Origin of the sequence: Aurantimonas sp. Leaf443 (genome assembly GCF_001425575.1) — a bacterium.
GTDB lineage: Bacteria > Pseudomonadota > Alphaproteobacteria > Rhizobiales > Rhizobiaceae > Leaf443.
The window spans coordinates 57596-71710 of the sequence record NZ_LMRD01000010.1 but is presented as its reverse complement, the minus strand read 5'-3'; the positions used below and the strand labels follow the sequence as shown (position 1 = coordinate 71710).

Sequence of the window (14115 nt, the reverse complement as noted above, 5' to 3'; positions counted from 1 at the left end):
CCCGCCGCCCGATCGCGCCGCCACGACCCGGACCCCATGATCCTCGCACGATGACCGAACGCTTCGCCGCCCTCCTTCTCGGCACCGTCCTCGATCGGCTCGTCGGCGATCCCGACTGGCTCTGGCGCCGCCTGCCCCATCCGGTCGCGCTGATCGGGGCGGCGATCGCGTTCCTGGAACGGCGTCTCAACCGGCCGGCGCTCTCGCCGGCGCGGCGACGGCGGGGCGGCATCGCGGCCGCGGCGCTCCTCGTCTTGGGATCGATCGCCACCGGCCTCCTGCTGCAAGGCCTCTTCGACGCGCTGCTCGGGCCGCTCGCCTTTCTCGGCGAGGCGCTGGTGCTCGGCCTGCTTCTCGCCGGCAACAGCCTCGCTCAGCATGTGCGCGCGGTACGCGAGGCGCTGGAGGCCGAGGGGCCGGAGGGCGGGCGGCGCGCCGTGGCGATGATCGTCGGGCGCGACCCGGACCTTCTCGACGCGGCGGGCATCTGCCGCGCGGCCATCGAGAGTCTCGCCGAGAACGCCTCGGACGGGTTCGTCGCTCCCTGGCTCTTCTTCCTCGCCTTCGGCCTGCCGGGCCTTCTCGCCTACAAGGCGGTGAACACGGCCGATTCGATGATCGGGCATCTGAACGAGCGCTATCGGGACTTCGGCTGGGCCTCGGCGCGGCTCGACGATCTCCTGAATCTGGCGCCCGCCCGCCTCACAGCCGCGCTCTTCGCGCTGGCCGCCGCCCGGCGCTCGTGCTGGCGCGCGGCGGCGGAAACCTGGCGCATCGCGCGGCGCGACGCGGGCCTGCACCGCTCGCCCAATGCCGGCTGGCCCGAAAGCGCCGCGGCCGGCGCGCTCGGCCTCGCGCTCGGCGGCCCGCGCCGCTACGGCGCGCTGGCGGTGGAGGCGCCCAAACTCCATGCCGAAGGCCGCTTCGAGGCGACGCCCGCCGATATCGGCGCCGCGCTTGGGCTCTACGCCGCGCTCTGCGATCTCGTCCTGGGCCTTTCGGTGCTCGGGGCCGTGCTGGTCCTGCCCTAGACCATGATCGCGAGGCCGAGGAGGCAGGCCGTCTCGCCGATCTGCTGGGCGGCGCCCAGCCCGTCGCCCGTCTGGCCGCCGAGCCGGCGCAGGAGGAAGCGGGCGAAGAGGGAGAGGAGCGCGGCCGTGAGGCCGAGGCCGAGAAGCGCGCCGGCGATGCCCGACGCCCCGGCGGGAAGGGCGGCGAGACCGAGCAGGAGCGCGCCGAGGACGGCCCCCTGCAGGCCGCGGTTCCGGGACGGCTGGCCGACGCTGTCGGCGAGGCCGCCGGGATCGGCGCTCGGCAGCGAGGCCCAGAACAGCGCCATGGCGCCCCGGCTCGCGGCCGCCGCGCCGAGCAGCGCCAGCGCCGCGAGAGCGGGCGCTGCGGTCGCGAGGTCGGCGAGGAGCGCGATGCGCAGCGCGACCGACAGGACGAGCGCCAGCGTGCCGTAGGCGCCGATGCGGCTGTCCTTCATGATGGCGAGCGCGCGCTCGCGCCCGTGATGGCCGAAGAGCCCGTCCGCGACATCGGCCAGCCCGTCCTCGTGCAGCGCCCCGGTCAGCGCGACGAGGAGGCCGAGCGCGAGCGTGGCGGAGACCGCCGGCGACAGGCCGAGCGTGCCGCCGGCAAGGAGCGCCAGCGCGGGCGCCGCGCCCGCCAGGAGCCCGGCGAGGGGAAAGGCGTGGGCGTCGTCGCCGAGCCGGTGGGTGCCGTGGAAACTCGCCGCCACGGGCGGCAGGCGGGTGAGGAAGGCGGCGGCCCGGAGGCTCGCTTTCGCGATCGCGATCATCGGCGCGTGCGTCCTTGCGCGAAGGGGCGTGGCGCCGGGCGGCCTTCCGGTCCCTCTCGCGAGCGACTATGAGGGCACGTCCGGCCCGTCCACGGGCTCGCCACGACTGACCACGGAGCGTCTCCCATGTCCATCACCGGCCTGCCCTTCGACGACATCCGCGCGCTGATGCGCCAGATGCCGGGACCGGACGGCGCGGCGGTGCATGCCAAGCGCCATCGCGAGATGGAGCTGACCAAGCCCGAGGGCGCGCTCGGGCGGCTGGAGGAGATCTCCGAATGGCTCGCCGCCTGGCAGGGCCGCGCGCCCGCCGTGCGCCGGCCGCTCGTCGCCGTCTTCGCCGGCAATCACGGCGTCACCGCGCAGAACGTCTCGCCCTATCCCCCGGAGGTGACGGCGCAGATGGTGCAGAACTTCGCGGCCGGGGGCGCGGCGATCAACCAGATCTGCGCGGCCTACGATCTCGGCCTCAAGGTCTTCGACCTCGCGCTGGAAGTGCCGACCGCCGACATCACGCAGGAGGCGGCCATGGACGAGCGCACCTGCGCGGCCACCATGGCCTTCGGCATGGAAGTGCTGGCCGGCGAGCCCGATCTCCTGTGCATCGGCGAGATGGGCATCGGCAACACGACGATCGCCGCCGCCCTCTTCGCCGCGCTCTTCGGCGGCGAGCCGGCGGAGTGGGTGGGGCCGGGCGCGGGCAACGACGCGGCCGGCGTCTCGCGCAAGGCCGATGTCGTGGCCATGGCGCTGAAGCGCCACGAGGGCCATCTCTCCGACCCGCTGGAAGTGCTGCGCCGCCTCGGCGGGCGCGAGATCGCGGCCATGGCGGGCGCCATCCTCGCCGCGCGGATGCAGCGCGTGCCCGTCATCGTCGACGGTTTCGTGTCGAGCGCGGCGGCGGCGGTGCTCTTCGCGCTCGACCGCCGGGCGCTCGACCATTGCCTGTTCGGCCATGTCTCGGCCGAGCCCGGCCATATGCGGGCCCTGCGCGCCATGGACAAGGTGCCGCTCCTCGCCCTCGGCATGCGGCTCGGCGAAGGCACGGGCGCGGCTCTCGCGGCCGGCATCGTGAAGGCGGCGGCCGAGTGCCATTCGGGCATGGCGACCTTCGAGCAGGCCGCCGTCTCGAACCGGCACTGAGACGGCGATGGGGGCGGGGCCTGCGCCCCCTATTCGGCGGGCTGCGGCTCGCCCTTCGGCGCGGCGTTGACGAGCCGGCCGAGCCGGCGGCGCAGCCGCGTGCCGAAGCCCTCGACGAAGGAATGCAGCGTCGGGATGAAGACCAGCGACAGCGCGGTCGAGACGATCAGCCCGCCGATCACCGCCACGGCCATGGGCGAGCGGAACTCGCCGCCCTCGCCGAGCCCGATCGCGGAGGGCACCATGCCCGCGACCATGGCGATCGTCGTCATCACGATGGGCCGCGCCCGCTTGTGGGCGGCGTCGAGGATGGCCTCGGCGCGCGTCGCGCCCTCCGCTTCGCGCTTGAGCGCGAATTCCACGAGCATGATGGCGTTCTTGGTCACGATGCCCATCAGCATGAGGAAGCCGATCACCACCGGCAGCGAGATGGCGTCATTGGCGAGATAGAGGCCGAGGATCGCCCCGCCGACCGAGAGCGGCAGCGACATGAGGATCGTCATCGGCGACAGGAAGGAGCCGAAGAGAAGGACGAGCACGGCATAGACCATGAGGATGCCGGCGCCGAGCGCCAGCGCGAAGCCGGTGAAGACCTCCTCCATCACCTCCGCGTCGCCCGCCGGCTGCACGCGCACGCCGGGCGGGGGCGACTTCACGTCCGGCAGCGCGTCGATGGCGGCGATGGCCGAGCCGAGCGGCGTGCCGGCCGGCAGGTCGCCGCCGATCGTCACGCGGTTCTGCCGGTCGTAGCGCTCCAGGGTCGTCGGGCCGGTGCCGAGCGTGATGTCGGCGACGACGCCGAGCGGCACCATGGCTCCGCTCGCGGCCTGGACCTTGAGGTTGCGCAGGCGCCAGAGATCGTCGCGCGCGGACGCGTCGAGGCGCACGACGATCGGCACCTGGCGGTCGCCGCGATTGTACTTGGCGAGCGCGGCGTCCACGTCGCCGATGGTGGAGACGCGGATCGTCTGGGCGATGGCGCTGGCGGTGACGCCGAGCTCGGCGGCGACCTCCGGCCGCGGGCGGATCTGCACCTCCGGGCGCAGGAGCGAGGCGCCCGAGGTCGCGTTCTTCACCAGGCCCGTGTCGGCGATGCGGCCGATCAGCCGGTCGGCATAGGCCTCCACCGCCGCGCGGTCGGAGGAGAGGAGCGAGATCGAGACGGCGCGCTGGCCGTTGTCGTTGGCGAAATAGGTGCGGATGTCCGGAATGTCGGCGAGTTCGGCCTCGATGAGGGACTCGATCTCGAACTTCGTCAGATCCCGCTCGGCCTTCGGCGCGTAGAAGATCGAGACCGTCGCATTGGTCGGGTTGGCGCCGTCGTCGGTCTGCGTGTTGGGGCTCGCCCCGCCCGAGACGAGGACGTTGGCGATGCCGGGAATGGTCTCGAGCTTGGCCACGACGGCCTGCGTGGCCGCGATGTTGTCGGCCGTGCGCGCGCCCGGCGGCAGTTCCAGCGACAGGACCGAGCGCCCGTCGTCGATCTCGGGGATGAAGGTCGTCGGGATCAGCGTGGCCGAGAAGATCGAGCCGGCGAAGAAGAGGAGGCCGACGACGAGCGTCAGCCAGCGGTGGCGCAGGGTGCCGCGCAGGAAGGCGAGGTACCAGCGCATCACGAAACCGTCGCGCCGCTCGCCTTGGTGCCTCGTGTTCGGCTTCATCAGATAGGCCGCCATCATCGGCGTGACGAAGCGCGCGACGGCCAGCGAGAACAGGACGGAGATGGCGACCGTCAGGCCGAACTGCTTGAAATACTGGCCGGCGATGCCCGACATGAAGGAGACCGGCGCGAAGACCGCGACGATGGTGGAGGAGATGGCGATGACGGTGAGGCCGATCTCGTCGGCCGCCTCCATCGAGGCCTCGTAGGGGCCCTTTCCCATCGCCATGTGGCGCTCGATGTTCTCGATCTCCACGATCGCGTCGTCGACGAGGATGCCGGTGACGAGCGTGATGGCCAGGAGGCTGATCTGGTTCAGCGTGAAGCCGAGCGCGCTCATGGCGAAGAAGGTCGGGATGATGGAGAGCGGCAGGGCGACGCCGGCGATCAGCGTCGCGCGCCAGTCGCGCAGGAACAGGAAGACGACGAGCACGGCGAGCGCGGCGCCCTCGTAGAGCGTGTGCATCGTGCGGTCGTAATTGCCGCGCGTGTAGACCGCGCTGTCCTCGATGAGGGTGAAGCTCGCCGAGGGAAACTCCGCCTTCAGCCGCTCGACGCCGCGATGGGTGCTGTCGGCGGCCTCCGTGTCCGAGCCGCCGGAGGAGCGGATGACCTGGAAGGCGACGACGGGCTCGCCGTCGAACTGGGCGTAGGAGCGCACGTCCGCCCCCCCGTCGCGGATCGTGCCGAGCGCGTCGAGCCGCACCGAGCGCCCGTCCCCGAGCGCGATGGGCAGCGCCGACAGGGCCTCGACGCTGATCGAGGAGCCGATGGCGCGGATGGAGAACTCGCGCGCGCCCAGATCCCCGCGCCCGCCGCCGAGATTGATGTTGGTGCGCGACAGCTGCTCGCTGACCGAGGCGGCGCTGATGCCGAGCGCCGCCAGCCGGTCGGGGTCGAGATCGACATTGACCTGCTCGTCGAGCCCGCCGATGCGCCGGATGTCGCCGACCGAGGGCTGGCCCTGCACGGCGCGCTTCACCGCGTCGTCGATGAAGTAGGAGAGTTCGGCGATCGACTTGGTCGGGTCGGTGACGGCGTAGGTGAGGATCGGCAGGCCCGCGATGTCGAGCCGCTGCACGATGGGCTCGTTGGCCGAGCCCGGCAGGTCCGAGCGGATGCGCGAGATCGCGTCCTTCACGTCGTTGACGGCGCGCTGCGGGTCGACCTCGAGGTCGAACTCCACGAGATTCGTCGAGGCTCCGTCCGCGGCGATGGTCGTCACGTGCTTGATGCCGGAGACGGACTGGAGCGAATCCTCCACCGGCTGGCCGATCTGGTTCATGATCTCGGCCGGGCCCGAGCCCGGCTGCACGATCGTGACGACGACGAAGGGCACGTCGATATTGGGAAAGCGGGTGACCGGCAGGCGCAGGAAGGCCACGAGGCCGATCGCCATCAGCGCCAGGAAGATCGCGACGGGCGGGACCGGGTTGCGGATCGACCAGGCGGAGACGTTCATCGCACGGTCTCCCGCGCGTCGCCGGTGCGCGCCTGCGCCTCCACGTCGCCGGGCGGGGCCATGGCCGAGACCGGCGCCACGGGCTCGGGGACCGGCGTCTCGTCGAGCGGCACGGGCCGGATGCGCATCCCGTCGCGGAAGAAGGGCGCGGCCTTGGCGACGACCGTGTCGCCGGCCGACAGGCCCTCCACGATCTCGAGCGCGGCGCCGTCGAGAATGCCCGTCGTCACCTGGCGCGTCTCGAGCGTGCCGTCGGCCCCGACCCGCTGCACGAGCGAGCCCTGCGCGGAGGTCATCACGGCCGAGAGCGGCACCGTCACGCCCTGCCGGCGCATGGTCTCCACCACGGCGCGCCCGAACAGGCCGATCGGCAGGTCCTGGTCGTCGTCGAGGGCGATCTTGACGATGCCCTGGCGCGTGGCGACGTCGACGCGCGGCGAGACGAGGCGCACCGCGCCCGCGCGCGGCGGGGCGCCGGACGGGTAGACGGTGGTGCGCTGGCCGGGCTTGAGCTGGCCCAGCGCGGTCTCGATGGCCTTGCCCTCGAACTCCACCACGCCGTTCTGCACGAGCGTGAAGAGCGGATCGCCGCCGGTCGCCGCGATCTGGCCGAGATCGGCGGCGCGCGTGACGACGAGGCCGGCGACGGGGGCGCGCACCTGCGTGCGCTCGAGCTGGAGGGCGGTGTCGTCGCGCTTGGCCTTCGACTGCTCGACGAGGGCCTGCGCATTCGCCTTGGCGTCGCGCGCGGCCTTCAGCGAGGCCTGCGCGGAGGCGAGCGCGGAGCGCGCGTCGTCGAGCGTCGACTGGGCGCCGGCGCCGCTGCGCAGGAGGCGCTCGGCGCGCGAGAAGACGCGGTCGGCCTGTTCGAGCGCGGCGCTCTGGCCCTCGATCTGGCTCGTCGCCTGCTGGACGGCCGCCTCGCCGGCCGCGATCGCCGCCTCGTCCTGGGCGAGCTGCACCTGGAGAGGGCGCGCGTCGAGCCGCACGAGGACCTCGCCGGCCTCGACGCGGTCGCCGATATCGACGAGCACGGCCTCGATGCGGGCGCTCTGGACCTGCGCGAAGATGCTGACGCTGTCGCGCGCGACCAGCGAGCCCTCGATCGGCACCGTGCCCACGAGTTCGCGCCGCGCCGCCACCGCGACGCTGGCGGCCGGCACGCGGACGGCGCGCGCCGGAGCGTCCTGCGCCCCTTGCGCGCCCGCGGGCCCGATCGTGCCGGTCAGGCCCAGGACGAGGAGAGCCGCCGCGCCGGACAGGCGCAATCGGTTCGGAACGGGCGGACGCGGCATGGGACCCTGGACGATGGAGGAACGTGGCGCGACCCTAGGCGCTCGGCTTGTCGTCAACAAGGCAGGCGGCCGGACCCTTCGCCGCAAGGGTAAAGGGACCTGCCGCAGGCCCGGCCGCCCGACCCGGCCGGGTCGGGCGGCGTTCTCATCGGCGGGGCGCGGCGGTCGATCCGCGCACGATCAGCGGCACGTCCCAGACCTCGACGAGATCGCGCGCGGGCGTGCCCGCGGCCCGCTCGATCGCCATGTCGGCGATGCGCCGTCCCGCCTCGCGCACCGAGGAATGCAGGACGGTGAGTTCGGGAAAGGCCATCTCGGCGGGAATGGCCGAGACCGCGTCGTCATGGGCGACGAGGGAGACGTCGCGCGGGATCGACAGGCCGGCCTCGGCGATGGCGCGCGAGGCCCCCGTCGCCACCAGGATGGAGGAGCACAGGAAGGCGGTGGGGCGCCCGTCCAGCGCCAGCATGGCCCGGGCGGCGCGGTAGCCTTCCAGATAGGTCTGGCGACCGCTCGCCATCAGCGCCGCGTCGGCGGCAAGGCCTGCTTCGGCAAGGGCCGTCAGGTAGCCCCGCCGCCGATCCTGCCCGTAGGCGAGCTTCTCCTCGCCGTTGAGGAGGGCGATGCGCCGATGGCCGAGCCCGGCGAGATAGGCGGCGCCCTTGTGGAAGGCGCCGAGATTGTCGACGCTGAGCGAGGCGACGTCCTGTTCGAAGACCGGGCGCCCGTGGCCGACGACGGGAAAGTCGATCTTGGCGAGCCAGCTCGTCTCGGCCGTATCGAGGAGCGGGGAGAGGAGGACGAGCGCGTCGACCGCGCCGGAGCCCACGATGCGCTCGCAGGCGCGCCCCTCCTCGCCCGAGCGCACGGGGTTGAGATGGATCGCCAGCCCCCGGTCCGCCGCCGTCTCGCTGATGCCGGCGAGGAGGTCGGTCACGGTCGGGCGCTCCAGCATCTTGTCCTCGACGGAGAAGAGGATGCCGAGCGCGTTGGCCCGGCCCGTCGCCAGGCGCCGCGCCGTCGGGTTCGGCCGGTAGTTCAGCCGCTCCGCCGCCTCGATGACGCGCTGGCGCGTCTTGGCGCCGACCTCCGGATAGCCGTTGAGCGCCCGGCTTACCGTGGTCTGCGAGAGCTTCAGATGCTCCGCGAGGTCCTTCAAGCTGTGGATCATGCCGCCTCCCGGCCCCCGCCTCGTCGGCGCCGCGCTCCCAAAAATCGCGGCGCCATTCTTGACACGCATTTCAAACCGCTTCAATCTCCTCTCAAAGCGCTTTGAAGCGGTCCAGGGCGCCGACCGTCCTCTCGGGAGGAGGCGGACCATCGGGAGAGGGCGCGAGCGCGCGCCGGCGAGGACGGGCCTTTCGCCCCGCCGCCGGCATCGGGCCGCCTCTGCCGATCGCGGTCCGCGATTGGAGATGGAAAGGCGATAGCGCGCATGACGATCCGTACCGTCGTTTGGAACGAGTTCCTCCACGAGAAGGAGAATGCCGTCGTGCGGGAGGTCTATCCCGACGGCATCCACGAGACGATCGCCGCCGCCCTGCGCCAGGACGCGCGCTTCTCCGTCTCCACCGCCACCATGCCCGAGCCCGAGCACGGCCTCTCCCAGGCAAGGCTCGACGAGACGGACGTTCTCCTCTGGTGGGGCCACAAGGCGCATGGTCAGGTGTCGGACGAGATCGTCGACCGCGTGCAGCAGCGCGTCAACGAGGGCATGGGCCTCGTCATCCTGCATTCGGGGCATTTCTCCAAGATCTTCAAGCGCATGATGGGCACGCCCTGCTCTCTGCGCTGGCGCGAGGCGGGCGAGCGCGAGCGGCTCTGGGTCATCAATCCGAGCCATCCGATCGCGCAAGGGATCGAGGCGGCGATCGAGCTGCCCCATTCCGAGATGTATGGCGAGCCCTTCCTCGTGCCCGAGCCGCTGGAGACGGTCTTCGTCTCCTGGTTCGAGGGCGGCGAGGTGTTCCGCTCCGGGCTCACCTACCAGCGGGGCGCGGGCCGGATCTTCTATTTCGAGCCCGGCCACGAGACCTATCCGATCTATCACGATCCGAGCATCCAGACGGTGCTGCGCAACGCCGTCGCCTGGGCCTACAACCCCGCCAGGCCCTGGAAGGACGTGTCGCAGGCGCCGAACGTGCCGGTCGAGAAGGCGCGCGAGGCGATCGTGAAGAAGGGCCCCTCGCTGCACAAGGCCGGGGAGGCGGGTTACCGGTGAGCGCCGAACACCGCATCCTGATCCTGGGCACCGGCGGCATCGCGCCGCGCCATGCCGAGCATTTCGCCTCCATCCCGACCTGCAAGGTCGTGGCGGCGGTGGACATGAATGTCGAGCGCGCCCGCCTCTTCGCGGCCGAGCATGCGATCCCCAACGTCTTCTCCAGCCTCGACGAGGCGCTCGCCTGGAACGGCTTCGACGCGGCGGTGAACGCCACACCCGACGCCGTGCACAAGGCGACGACGATGCAGCTTCTCTCGGCCGGCAAGCCGGTCTTCTGCGAGAAGCCGCTGGCCGTGAACCATCCCGACGCGCTCGCCATGACGCGGGCGGCCGAGGAATCCGGCCTCGTCAACATGGTCAACCTCACCTATCGCAACGCCCACGCGCTGCAGATGGCGCGGCGCATGGTGGACGAGGGGCGCATCGGCACGATCCGCCATGTCGACGCCAACTATCTGCAGAGCTGGCTCACCGGAAAGCACTGGGGCGACTGGCGCACGGAGGATCGCTGGCTCTGGCGCCTGTCCTCCGCGCACGGCTCGACGGGCGTCCTCGGCGATATCGGCATCCACATCCTCGACTTCGTCACCTTCGGCTGCGGCCAGGGCATCGCCGCCCTGCAGGCGCGCATGAAGACCTTCGACAAGGCCGAGGGCGGGGCGATCGGCGCCTACCGCTTCGACGTCAACGACAGCGTGGCGATGACGGTCGAGATGGAGAACGGCGCGCTCGGCGTCGTGCACATGAGCCGCTACGCCACCGGCAACCTCAACGACCTGCATCTGACGATCTACGGCGAGACCGGGGCCCTGCGCATCTGGGCCAACCAGCTCACCTCCACGCTCGACGTGTGCCTGGGCGCCGACGTCGACACCGCGACCTGGAAGCGCGTGGAATGCCCGGTGACGCCGCGCAACGAGCACCGCTTCGCCATGGCCCTGATGACGGGCGAGAACGGCCAGCCGGACTTCCGCCATGCCGCGGAGATCCAGAAGCTTCTCGACCTGTGCATCGTCTCGGACCGCGAGGGGCGCCGGATGGAGGTCGCCGCCTGAGGCGGGCGGCCAAATAGGGCGAAAATCGGGCGCGGCGTCTTTCCGCGGCGCCCGCGTGACACAGCTATCGTGACGACCCGGCGGCGACGGACCGGGATGGAACGGTGAGGTGAGGAGGAGCGGCAGCGCCCGGAGACGGCGCGTCGTTCGAAGGCCCGGTACAACCCGGCCGTGCAGGACATCCCTGGGAGGAGAACCGCATGCTGAAATCATTGATCGCCGCGCTCGTGGCCGGCGTCTCGCTCGTGGGAGCGGCGCAGGCCGCCGAACTCTCGATCGTCGCCGGCTCGATCGGCAAGGATATCGAGGAACTGCGCGGCCAGCTCGACGCGTTCGAGAAGGCCAGCGGCCACACGGTGAAGATCGTCACCATGCCGGCCTCCACAACCGACCAGTTCGGCCAGTACCGGCTCTGGCTCTCGGCCGGCAACGAGGATGTCGACGTCTACCGAACCGACGTGATCTGGGCGCCGCAGCTGGCGGCCAATTTCGTCGACCTGACGGACGCGATGAGGGACGTGGTCGGCCAGCATTCCCCGGCGATCGTCCAGTCGCAGACGGTCGACGGCAAGCTCGTCGCCATGCCGCTCTATGCCGACGCGCCCGCGCTCTACTACCGCAAGGACCTTCTGGAGAAATACGGCAAGTCCGTGCCCGGCACCTGGGCCGAGCTCACCGAGACCGCCAGGGAGATCCAGGACAAGGAGCGCGCGGCCGGCAACGCGCAGATGAACGGCTTCGTCTTCCAGGGCGCGGCCTATGAGGGCCTGACCTGCGACGCGCTCGAATGGATCGCCTCCAACGGCGGCGGCCAGATCGTCTCGCCCGAGGGCGAGATCACCGTCAACAACCCGAAGGCCGCCGAGGCGCTGGACATGGCGCGCGGCTGGGTGGGCACGATCGCGCCGGCGGGCGTCCTCGGCTACATGGAGGAGGAGTCGCGCGGCGTCTGGCAGACGGGCAACGCGGTCTTCATGCGCAACTGGCCCTACGCCTACAATCTGGGCAACGGCGCCGATTCCGCGGTGAAGGGCAAGTTCGACGCCGCCCCGCTGCCGGCGGGCGCCGGGGGCGTCTCGGCCGCCTGCCTCGGCGGCTGGAACCTCGCGGTCTCGCAGTTCTCCAGGAACAAGGATGCGGCGATCGAACTCGTGAAGTTCCTCGTCTCGCCCGAGAGCCAGAAACAGCGCGCGCTCGGCACCTCGCGCCTGCCCTCGATCCCCGCCCTCTACGACGATGCCGACATCAAGGCGCAGCAGCCCCTCGTCGCCAAGTGGAAGAGCGTCTTCGAGAACGCCACGCCCCGGCCCTCGGCGCCGACCAAGGCCAAGTACAACGAGGTCTCGCAGCAGTTCTGGACGGCGGCCAGCAAGACGCTCGCCGGCCAGGGCGACGCGGCGACCAATCTCGACGCGCTGGAGAAACAGCTGCGCCGCCTGAAGCGCAGCGACTGGTAGAAGGCCCGGCCGGACGGGGCGCGGCGTCGCCCCTCCGGCCCCCGGACCCTTTGCGCGGGGCGGACCCGCGCCCGGCGCTTCAGGGCGTTCCGGTATGAAGACGGCCAGCGCCGCGCCCGGCGCGGCCGCCCGCCAAGGCCTGCCCCGTCATCCGTTCGAAGGCGCTTCCCATGGCCAATGTCACGCTCGGCGTGCCCCCCACCGAACATTCGATCGAGACCGCGGCGCCCGTCGAGGGCCGTTCGGCGCTGACGCGCCAGCGCCGCCGCGCCGCCTGGCTCTTCCTCCTGCCGATGATGGCCGTGCTCGCCCTCGTCGCCGCCTGGCCGCTCCTCCAGACGATCCGCTTCTCGCTGACGGACGCCACGCTCAGCGACCTTGCCGGGGCGAAGTTCGTCTGGTTCCGCAACTATTACGAATGGGTCGACTACGGGGACGGGGAGGGCGAGGCCTTCGGCCTCCTCGTCGATCCCGTCTGGTGGCAGGCGGTCTGGAACACGGTGCGCTACACGCTGATCTCGGTCTCCATCGAGACCGTGCTCGGCCTCGTCTTCGCGCTCGTGCTCAACGCCAACTTCCCCGGCCGGGCGCTGGTGCGCGCCGCCGTCCTCATCCCCTGGGCGATCCCGACCATCGTCTCGGCCAAGATGTGGGCCTGGATGATGAACGACCAGTTCGGCATCCTCAACGACATGCTGGTGGGGATCGGCATCCTCTCGGCGCCCATCGCCTGGACCGCCTCGCCCGACACGGCCATGGTCGCGGTCATCCTCGTCGACGTGTGGAAGACGACGCCCTTCATGGCGCTCCTCATCCTGGCCGGCCTGCAGATGGTGCCGGGCGACGTCTACGAGGCGGCGAAGATCGACGGCGTGAATCCGGTGAAGGTGTTCTTCAAGGTCACGCTGCCGCTGATCCGCCCGGCGATCCTCGTCGCGGTGATCTTCCGCGCCCTCGACGCGCTGCGCGTCTTCGACCTCATCTACGTGCTGACGCCCAATAACGGGCAGACCAAGACGATGAGCGTCTACGCGCAGGAGAACCTCTTCCAGTTCGACAATTTCGCGCTCGGCTCGGCCGCCTCCACGATGCTCTTCCTCGTGATCGCGATGATCACGCTCCTCTACATCAAGATCGCGCGCGTCGATTTCACGGGAGGCCGCTGATGCAAGCGCTGAACGCCCGCCGGCTCGCCGGCACGATCGGCTTCTACGCCCTCGTCGTCGCCATCGTCCTGTTCTCGGTCTTCCCCTTCTACTACGCCATCCTGACGAGCCTGAAGGCGGGCACCGACATCTTCCGCATCGACTATCTGCCGCGCTCCTTCAGCCTGGAGAACTACTATGGCGTGCTCTCCTCCGGCACGTTCCTGCGCAACGTCCTCAACTCGCTGATCGTCGCGGTCTCGGTCGTGGCCATCTCGCTCTTCCTGGCGGTGACGGCGGCCTACGCGCTGGCGCGGGTGAACTTCCGCGGCCGCGGCCTTCTCCTGATGACCATCCTCGCCGTGTCGATGTTCCCGCAGATCGCCGTGCTCGCCGGCCTCTTCGAGATGATCCGGGCGATGGGCCTCTACAACACGCTCTTCGCGCTGATCTTCGCCTACATGATCTTCACCCTGCCCTTCACGGTCTGGGTGCTCACCACCTTCATGCGCGACCTGCCGGTGGAGATCGAGGAGGCGGCGATCGTCGACGGGGCGAGCCCCTTCACCATCATCACCCGCGTCTTCCTGCCGCTGATGTGGCCGGCGCTGGTGACGACCGGGCTCCTCGCCTTCATCGCCGCGTGGAACGAGTTCCTCTTCGCGCTCACCTTCGTGGCCAACAACGACACGCGCACCGTGCCGGTGGCCATCGCGCTCCTGTCGGGCGCCTCCGAGCAGGAGGTGCCCTGGGGCACGATCATGGCGGCCTCGGTCGTGGTGACCGTGCCGCTCATCGTGCTGGTGCTCGTCTTCCAGCGCAAGATCATCTCCGGCCTCACCGCCGGCGGCGTCAAAGGATAGCGCCTTC

At 71.0% G+C, this 14115-nt stretch carries 11 protein-coding genes; 7 read left to right on the top strand and 4 right to left on the bottom strand.

The window, feature by feature from the left end; all coding sequences use genetic code 11:
- The first annotated feature begins 50 nt into the window (after positions 1 to 50).
- The gene (gene cbiB / locus ASG48_RS15095; protein ID WP_055851584.1) at positions 51 to 1031 is read left to right on the top strand and encodes an adenosylcobinamide-phosphate synthase CbiB; all 981 of its coding nucleotides are present in this window, start codon (positions 51 to 53) and stop codon (positions 1029 to 1031) included.
- Here cbiB and cobS read toward each other — a convergent pair.
- Entirely contained in the window at positions 1028 to 1804 is a 777-nt protein-coding gene (gene cobS, locus ASG48_RS15090) for an adenosylcobinamide-GDP ribazoletransferase (protein ID WP_082529508.1), read from the bottom strand. The two genes, cbiB and cobS, sit on opposite strands and share 4 nt — an antisense overlap.
- A gap of 126 nt (positions 1805 to 1930) precedes the next feature.
- On the opposite strand from cobS, the gene cobT reads away from it, so the two are divergent.
- Positions 1931 to 2947 carry a nicotinate-nucleotide--dimethylbenzimidazole phosphoribosyltransferase gene (cobT, locus tag ASG48_RS15085; RefSeq protein WP_055851576.1) on the top strand — a complete coding sequence of 339 codons (1017 nt, stop codon included), beginning with the start codon at positions 1931 to 1933 and terminating at the stop codon, positions 2945 to 2947.
- 29 nt (positions 2948 to 2976) lie between these two features.
- On the opposite strand, the gene ASG48_RS15080 is transcribed toward cobT, so the two are convergent.
- The 3 genes from ASG48_RS15080 to ASG48_RS15070 all read right to left on the bottom strand — a co-directional run bounded on the left by ASG48_RS15080 (position 2977) and on the right by ASG48_RS15070 (position 8535).
- On the bottom strand, positions 2977 to 6069 hold the full coding sequence (locus ASG48_RS15080) for an efflux RND transporter permease subunit (RefSeq protein WP_055851573.1): 3093 nt from the start codon (positions 6067 to 6069) through the stop codon (positions 2977 to 2979).
- Positions 6066 to 7364, bottom strand: a complete 1299-nt coding sequence (locus tag ASG48_RS15075; RefSeq protein WP_082529507.1) for an efflux RND transporter periplasmic adaptor subunit — start codon at positions 7362 to 7364, stop codon at positions 6066 to 6068. The genes ASG48_RS15080 and ASG48_RS15075 overlap by 4 nt, the downstream gene beginning before the upstream one ends.
- Positions 7365 to 7509: 145 nt before the next feature.
- Positions 7510 to 8535 (bottom strand): substrate-binding domain-containing protein, encoded by a 1026-nt coding sequence (locus tag ASG48_RS15070; protein WP_055851567.1) that lies wholly within the window; start codon positions 8533 to 8535, stop codon positions 7510 to 7512.
- Between the two features lie 264 nt (positions 8536 to 8799).
- Between ASG48_RS15070 and ASG48_RS15065 the strand changes: the two genes are divergently transcribed.
- From ASG48_RS15065 to ASG48_RS15045, 5 genes are all read left to right on the top strand, one after another.
- Complete coding sequence (locus ASG48_RS15065) at positions 8800 to 9585, top strand: ThuA domain-containing protein (protein WP_055851565.1); 786 nt, start codon at positions 8800 to 8802, stop codon at positions 9583 to 9585.
- Positions 9582 to 10643: a Gfo/Idh/MocA family oxidoreductase gene (locus tag ASG48_RS15060; protein WP_055851562.1), complete on the top strand. Its 1062-nt coding sequence runs from the start codon at positions 9582 to 9584 to the stop codon at positions 10641 to 10643. The genes ASG48_RS15065 and ASG48_RS15060 overlap by 4 nt, the downstream gene beginning before the upstream one ends.
- A gap of 200 nt (positions 10644 to 10843) precedes the next feature.
- Positions 10844 to 12100 carry an ABC transporter substrate-binding protein gene (locus ASG48_RS15055; protein WP_055851560.1) on the top strand — a complete coding sequence of 419 codons (1257 nt, stop codon included), beginning with the start codon at positions 10844 to 10846 and terminating at the stop codon, positions 12098 to 12100.
- A 170-nt stretch (positions 12101 to 12270) separates the two neighbouring features.
- Positions 12271 to 13266: a sugar ABC transporter permease gene (locus ASG48_RS15050; RefSeq protein WP_055851558.1), complete on the top strand. Its 996-nt coding sequence runs from the start codon at positions 12271 to 12273 to the stop codon at positions 13264 to 13266.
- Complete coding sequence (locus ASG48_RS15045) at positions 13266 to 14108, top strand: carbohydrate ABC transporter permease (RefSeq protein ID WP_055851555.1); 843 nt, start codon at positions 13266 to 13268, stop codon at positions 14106 to 14108. Before ASG48_RS15050 ends, ASG48_RS15045 begins: the two co-directional genes overlap by 1 nt.
- The last annotated feature ends 7 nt before the right edge of the window (positions 14109 to 14115 follow it).

Bases quoted from the DNA above. Each gene is read 5' to 3' on its own strand.
- ASG48_RS15050 (WP_055851558.1), top strand. From the start codon at position 12,271: ATGGCCAATGTCACGCTCGGCGTGCCCCCCACCGAACATTCGATCGAG.
- ASG48_RS15080 (WP_055851573.1), bottom strand. From the start codon at position 6,069: ATGAACGTCTCCGCCTGGTCGATCCGCAACCCGGTCCCGCCCGTCGCG.
- cbiB (WP_055851584.1), top strand. From the start codon at position 51: ATGACCGAACGCTTCGCCGCCCTCCTTCTCGGCACCGTCCTCGATCGG.
- cobS (WP_082529508.1), bottom strand. From the start codon at position 1,804: ATGATCGCGATCGCGAAAGCGAGCCTCCGGGCCGCCGCCTTCCTCACC.
- ASG48_RS15075 (WP_082529507.1), bottom strand. From the start codon at position 7,364: ATGCCGCGTCCGCCCGTTCCGAACCGATTGCGCCTGTCCGGCGCGGCG.
- ASG48_RS15070 (WP_055851567.1), bottom strand. From the start codon at position 8,535: ATGATCCACAGCTTGAAGGACCTCGCGGAGCATCTGAAGCTCTCGCAG.
- ASG48_RS15055 (WP_055851560.1), top strand. From the start codon at position 10,844: ATGCTGAAATCATTGATCGCCGCGCTCGTGGCCGGCGTCTCGCTCGTG.
- cobT (WP_055851576.1), top strand. From the start codon at position 1,931: ATGTCCATCACCGGCCTGCCCTTCGACGACATCCGCGCGCTGATGCGC.
- ASG48_RS15045 (WP_055851555.1), top strand. From the start codon at position 13,266: ATGCAAGCGCTGAACGCCCGCCGGCTCGCCGGCACGATCGGCTTCTAC.
- ASG48_RS15065 (WP_055851565.1), top strand. From the start codon at position 8,800: ATGACGATCCGTACCGTCGTTTGGAACGAGTTCCTCCACGAGAAGGAG.